This is a genomic window from Prosthecobacter sp. (genome assembly GCF_014879935.1).
Taxonomy (GTDB): domain Bacteria; phylum Verrucomicrobiota; class Verrucomicrobiia; order Verrucomicrobiales; family Verrucomicrobiaceae; genus Prosthecobacter.
Map to the genome: position 1 here is coordinate 1 of NZ_JACSRD010000134.1, position 4,699 is coordinate 4,699.

The following is a 4,699-nucleotide window of genomic DNA, read 5'->3' on the forward strand; positions in this document are numbered from 1 at the left end:
GGCGGGGCCTTCGCGGAATCGGAATTCCGCGCTACAGCGCCGCCGCGCAAGCTCCAGAGTGTGAGAAGTGCAGGCTATCCAGCCGTCAAAGCGAAGCTTCATGGCCGCTGTCCGAAGCACGAGTGGCGGTGAAACGGCCCCGGTTGCACAGCAAGGGGTGCTTTGTGCCAGGATGCGCGTGGTCACGTTCCAATTGGGAACGGTTGCAGGGTCCGCTCGCCCCAGCGTGCTGTCCCTGTCAGCTCAATGGTGGAAGCGGCGTTCTGCGCCGTGGCAGTTCAGGCCGTGGTCAGGGGCGAGGCTTCCCCGGCGGCGCGTTCGATGGTGGCGATGTCGATTTTGACCATCTTTGTCATCGCCTCCATGGCGCGGCGGGCCCGATGCGGATCGGGATCGCGGAGCAACTCCAGCATGCGGACCGGTGTGATCTGCCAGAAGACGCCCCAGCGTCCTTCAGCCAGCCACAGGCGATTTCTGTTCCGCCGTCCGCTGTGAGTGCGGCCCAGAGACGGTCAGTCTCCGCCTGGTCGGCACAGGTGATGAGGAATGAGACGGCCTCGGTGAAGGTGAAACCGGGGGTGTTTAACGCGATGTAAGAGCTGCCTGCGAGGGTGAATTCCACGAGGAGCACCGAGCCGGTCTTGCCGCCGGGAGTGTCCATGGGCGAGCGGGTGATGCGGTCGATCTGCGAGCCGGGCAGGAGCGAGACGTAGAACTGGGCCGCCTGCTCGGCTTGTCCGTCGAAAGACAGGAATGGTGTGACCTTCTGCATGCGGGGGTATCGTTTGGAACCGCCACGCCGGCCCTGGGAAAACGCTCGTTGCCACGAGCAGGCTGGGCATGCGCCGGTGTGGCGAGGGTTTGCCCGGGTGAAGCATCCCGAAATCCGTTCTGCGTCCTTTCCTGGCTCATCGCGGAGCGCCAGGTTCCGCGCGTGGATCACATCTCCAGGAAGTTTTTCAGCAGCTTCTTTCCGTCCTGGGTGAGGATGGATTCGGGGTGAAACTGGACGCCGTGGATGGGCAGTTCCTTGTGGCGGAGGCCCATGATCTCGGTGTCGTCGTCGCTGGAGGTGGCGGTGATTTCGAGGCAGTCCGGCAGGGTGGCACGTTTGACGAGGAGCGAGTGGTAACGGGTGGCCTCGAAGGGTTCGGGCATGTCTTTGAAGACGGATTTGCCCGTGTGATGGATCATCGAGGTCTTGCCATGCATGAGGCGCCCGGCACGGACGACATCGCCGCCGAAGACGTGGCCGATGGCCTGATGACCGAGGCAGACGCCGAGGAGCGGCGTGGTCCGGCCAAAGCGCTCGATCACGGCGCAACTGATGCCGGCTTCCTTCGGCGTGCAGGGGCCGGGGGAGATGCAGATGTGGTCGGGCTTGAGTTTTTCGATCTCATCGAGCGTGACCTGGTCGTTGCGGCGGATTTCCATGACGGCTCCCATCTCGCCAAAGTACTGGACGAGGTTGTAGGTGAAGGAGTCGTAGTTGTCGATGATCAGAAGCACGGGGCCGGAATTCAGGTTTAACGTTCAAAGTTTCAGGTTCCAAGATCAGAAGCCGCGCACGCTGAGGAGCGTGTCGAGCTCCCGCTGGAAGGCGGGGATGTCGGCCGGCGGCGGCTGGTAGCCGGGCGTGGGGCCGCGCAGGCCGAAGCGGCCCATCTGGTCCATGAACCACTGGATGGTGTTGCCATCGCTGAAGGTGGCCTTGCCGCTGACAAGCGCCCCGGGCGGGGGGACTTCATCGACGGTGACTTTCAGCCCGCCTGTGCCGCCAGGAGCCGCGTCGGCTGGCTCCGCCATGTCGGCAAAGTCGTCCTCCACTTCGACATCGGCCGCGGGTGATGGCTGCGGCTGCTCCTCTGGTGGCGTAGGAGGGGCCTCACGGGGCTTGTCCTGGATCTTGACACCCAGCTCCATGATGAGGAGGCGTGTCTCCATGTAGGTGAGGGTGATTGAGCACTCGGTGCGAAGGCGGTCCTGGATTTGATTGAGGGTGGCACCTTCAGCGGCCCATTGCTCGACGAGCTGGCGCTGTTGCGGGTTGAGACTGGCCATGGGGATGTTTTTTCGGGAAGGGAACGGCTCAGCCGTTCATCTTGTCGGTGATGATGTGGGCGAGCGAGGACGCCTTCTTGTGAAGCGCCTTCACTTCCTCCTGGGAAAGAGCCTTGCCTTCCGGGACATCGACGAGGGGGATCATTTCCTCCAGGCCTTTGCGCAGGGACTGCAGGTTCGGATTCTTCATGATGCTGGGGTGCAGGCTGTCGAGGCTCATCATGTAGTACTCGGCGATGTCGCGACGGGTGAGCTGGCGGGTCTTTTCCTCGGCGTAGTTGTCGCTGATGCTCTGGGTGGAGATTTCCAGCGCACGCAGCCAGCCGCCCAGGCTGATGAGGTGGGCGATGTCCACATCACGGAGCTGCACCATCTCCGCCTCGACGTCGGCCTGTGTTTTGGCCAGTTCGACGCGAAGGTCCTGCCAGTTGCCCTTCAGGCTGTATTCAAAGAGGCTCTGCGTGTGCTTGTTCATGCGGCTGCCAGCGCCCAGCGCCTTGCCATATTTGATCATGGCGCGGCCCACGGGCTCCATTTCCTCCACCTTTTCGCATTGTACGATGAGGAAGCCGTCGGCGATGAGAGTGCCGAGTCCGAGGGACACCAGGACACGGTCGGCGGGCGTTTTGTCGGAGAAGGGGCGCTTCAAGTTGTCGTAGCTGAGCTTGCCCACCTTGTTCAGCATGTCGAAGAGCTTGCGGATGGACGGCGTGGTGAACTGGTTCACGCCGAACTCCTCCCGCACATGCTCGTCCCCCACGACATCCTCGGGAATGGCCGGTTTCGCAGGCTGGCTGGGCGGAGGCGGCGTTTCCTGGGCGTGAAGCGTGACGAACCCGGCCCCGATCAAGGGCAGCAAACGGGCGATGAAACGGAAATTCATGATGGTCGATGATACGAGGCAGCCCGGTGATTTCCAGCGCGAGTCTGGAAAACTCTGCACGCTCTCCAATCGCTACATTTCCCCAGGTTCCGACGTTTGATGCATCCACGTCATGCGAATCATCCTCTTTCTGCTCCTGGCCGCCGCTTTGAATCTTCCTGCTCAGGAGGTGCCGCCGCCGCTGACGGAGTATCTGGGCCGCGAGATCGCGCAAACCATGCACTGGCAGGGCGCGGACTGGCTGATGCGTCGTGTGCGTGAAGACGAGGAGGCACCGACGAAGATGCGCAAGGAGCTGAATGTGAAGCCGGGCATGACTGTGTGCGACATGGGCTGCGGGAATGGGTTTCACACACTGCCTCTGGCAGAGATGGTCGGCGAAAACGGGAAGGTCCTCGCAGTCGATGTGCAGCCGGAGATGATCGAGATGCTGAAGAAACGCATCGCCGCCAAGGGCCTCAAGAACATCGTGCCGATCAACGGTTTGTATCACGATCCGAAGCTGCCGCCGGACTCGTGCGACATGATCCTGCTGGTGGATGTGTATCACGAATTCTCGCACCCGGTGCAGATGCTCGCCTCGATGCGAGCGGCCTTGAAGCCCGACGGGTTGCTCGTGCTCGTTGAATTCCGGGCGGAGGACGAGAGCGTGCCGATCAAACCGGCGCACAAAATGAGCAAGGCGCAGATCCACAAGGAGATGAACGCGAACGGCTTCACGCTGAAACGTGAATACGACGAGCTGCCGTGGCAGCATTTGATGTTCTTTGGGAAGGGGGAGGCGAAGTGAACGTCAGAGGATGTTCACGGCCGCTCCGCCATCCACCACGATGCCCTGGCCGGTGATGTAGCTGCCGGCTTCACTCGCCAGCATGAGCGCAGGGCCGGCCAGTTCACGCGGAGCGGCCCAGCGCTTCACGGCGGTGCGGTCGGCGAAATATTTCTTTTCCTCGTCGTTGAGCAGCTTGCCAGGCATGTCGGTGAGGAAGGGGCCAGGGCAGAGGCAGTTCACCGTGATGCCGTAGGGACCGAGATCCAGAGCACTCGCACGCGCCAGGCCGATCAGCGCCGCTTTGCATGCGCAATACACATTTCGCTTCAAACGACCGCCGACGCCGAGCACGCTGGAGGTGTGGATGACACGGCCCCATTTGCGCTGCTTCATTCCGGGCACCAGGGCGCGGGTCAGCGCCATGACGGAGGTCAGATCCACCTCCACGTTGCGATCCCACACCTCGTCGGTGATCTCGTCGATGGCCTGCGGGTTGTTGATGCCGGCGTTGTTCACCAGGATGTCCACCTTGCCGAGCCGCTTCTCTGCTTCGGCCGCCAGGGCCTTCACTTGCGCACGATCCGCCATGTCGGCGACCATCCACTCGACTTTCACCGTCAATCCCTCGCCGATCTCGGCTGCTGCTGCATTCAGTTCATCGGCATTGCGGCTGGAGATGAAGACATCCGCGCCGGCTTCCGCAAAGCCACGGGCCATCGCCTTGCCGAGGCCTTTGCTGCCGCCGGTGACGAGTGCGCATTTGCCGGAGAGATCAAAAAGTGGGGAGGACATCCGCGCCGTTTAGCATGCACCTGTGAAATGCGCGACAGCAAAGTAGCCATCTTGCTCCGCAATATGAGCTGAGTGCAGTCGCTGACACATGGCGGCTTCGAAATTCGGCAGAGGAAGGTGCCGGTGCTAGGCAGTGTTTTAAAACCTCTTGAGCGGCTGCATCCAATCGATGACAGCGGCGAAAGCGAGCA

5 protein-coding genes and 1 pseudogene are annotated in these 4,699 nt (G+C 62.0%); 1 reads left to right on the plus strand and 5 read right to left on the minus strand.

Going from position 1 to position 4,699, the window contains the following annotated elements:
- Positions 1–278: 278 nt before the first annotated feature.
- The 4 genes and pseudogenes from IAE77_RS11355 to IAE77_RS11370 form a co-directional block, all read right to left on the minus strand.
- Positions 279–772: pseudogene (locus IAE77_RS11355) on the minus strand (VOC family protein).
- 167 nt (positions 773–939) lie between these two features.
- On the minus strand, positions 940–1,509 hold the full coding sequence (locus IAE77_RS11360) for an aminodeoxychorismate/anthranilate synthase component II (RefSeq protein ID WP_294226315.1): 570 nt from the start codon (positions 1,507–1,509) through the stop codon (positions 940–942).
- 45 nt (positions 1,510–1,554) lie between these two features.
- Complete coding sequence (locus IAE77_RS11365; protein WP_294226319.1) at positions 1,555–2,061, minus strand: hypothetical protein; 507 nt, start codon at positions 2,059–2,061, stop codon at positions 1,555–1,557.
- Positions 2,062–2,089: 28 nt separating this feature from the next.
- Positions 2,090–2,944 carry a hypothetical protein gene (locus tag IAE77_RS11370; protein ID WP_294226321.1) on the minus strand — a complete coding sequence of 285 codons (855 nt, stop codon included), beginning with the start codon at positions 2,942–2,944 and terminating at the stop codon, positions 2,090–2,092.
- A gap of 112 nt (positions 2,945–3,056) precedes the next feature.
- Between IAE77_RS11370 and IAE77_RS11375 the strand changes: the two genes are divergently transcribed.
- Entirely contained in the window at positions 3,057–3,734 is a 678-nt protein-coding gene (locus tag IAE77_RS11375; RefSeq protein ID WP_294226322.1) for a class I SAM-dependent methyltransferase, read from the plus strand.
- 3 nt (positions 3,735–3,737) lie between these two features.
- Here the strand turns inward: IAE77_RS11375 and IAE77_RS11380 are convergent, their stop codons facing one another.
- Entirely contained in the window at positions 3,738–4,508 is a 771-nt protein-coding gene (locus IAE77_RS11380) for an SDR family oxidoreductase (protein ID WP_294226326.1), read from the minus strand.
- Between the last annotated feature and the right edge of the window lie 191 nt (positions 4,509–4,699).

Coding starts and splice junctions, on each gene's coding strand:
- IAE77_RS11375 (WP_294226322.1), top strand. CDS start 3,057: ATGCGAATCATCCTCTTTCTGCTCCTGGCCGCCGCTTTGAATCTTCCT.
- IAE77_RS11370 (WP_294226321.1), bottom strand. CDS start 2,944: ATGAATTTCCGTTTCATCGCCCGTTTGCTGCCCTTGATCGGGGCCGGG.
- IAE77_RS11380 (WP_294226326.1), bottom strand. CDS start 4,508: ATGTCCTCCCCACTTTTTGATCTCTCCGGCAAATGCGCACTCGTCACC.
- IAE77_RS11365 (WP_294226319.1), bottom strand. CDS start 2,061: ATGGCCAGTCTCAACCCGCAACAGCGCCAGCTCGTCGAGCAATGGGCC.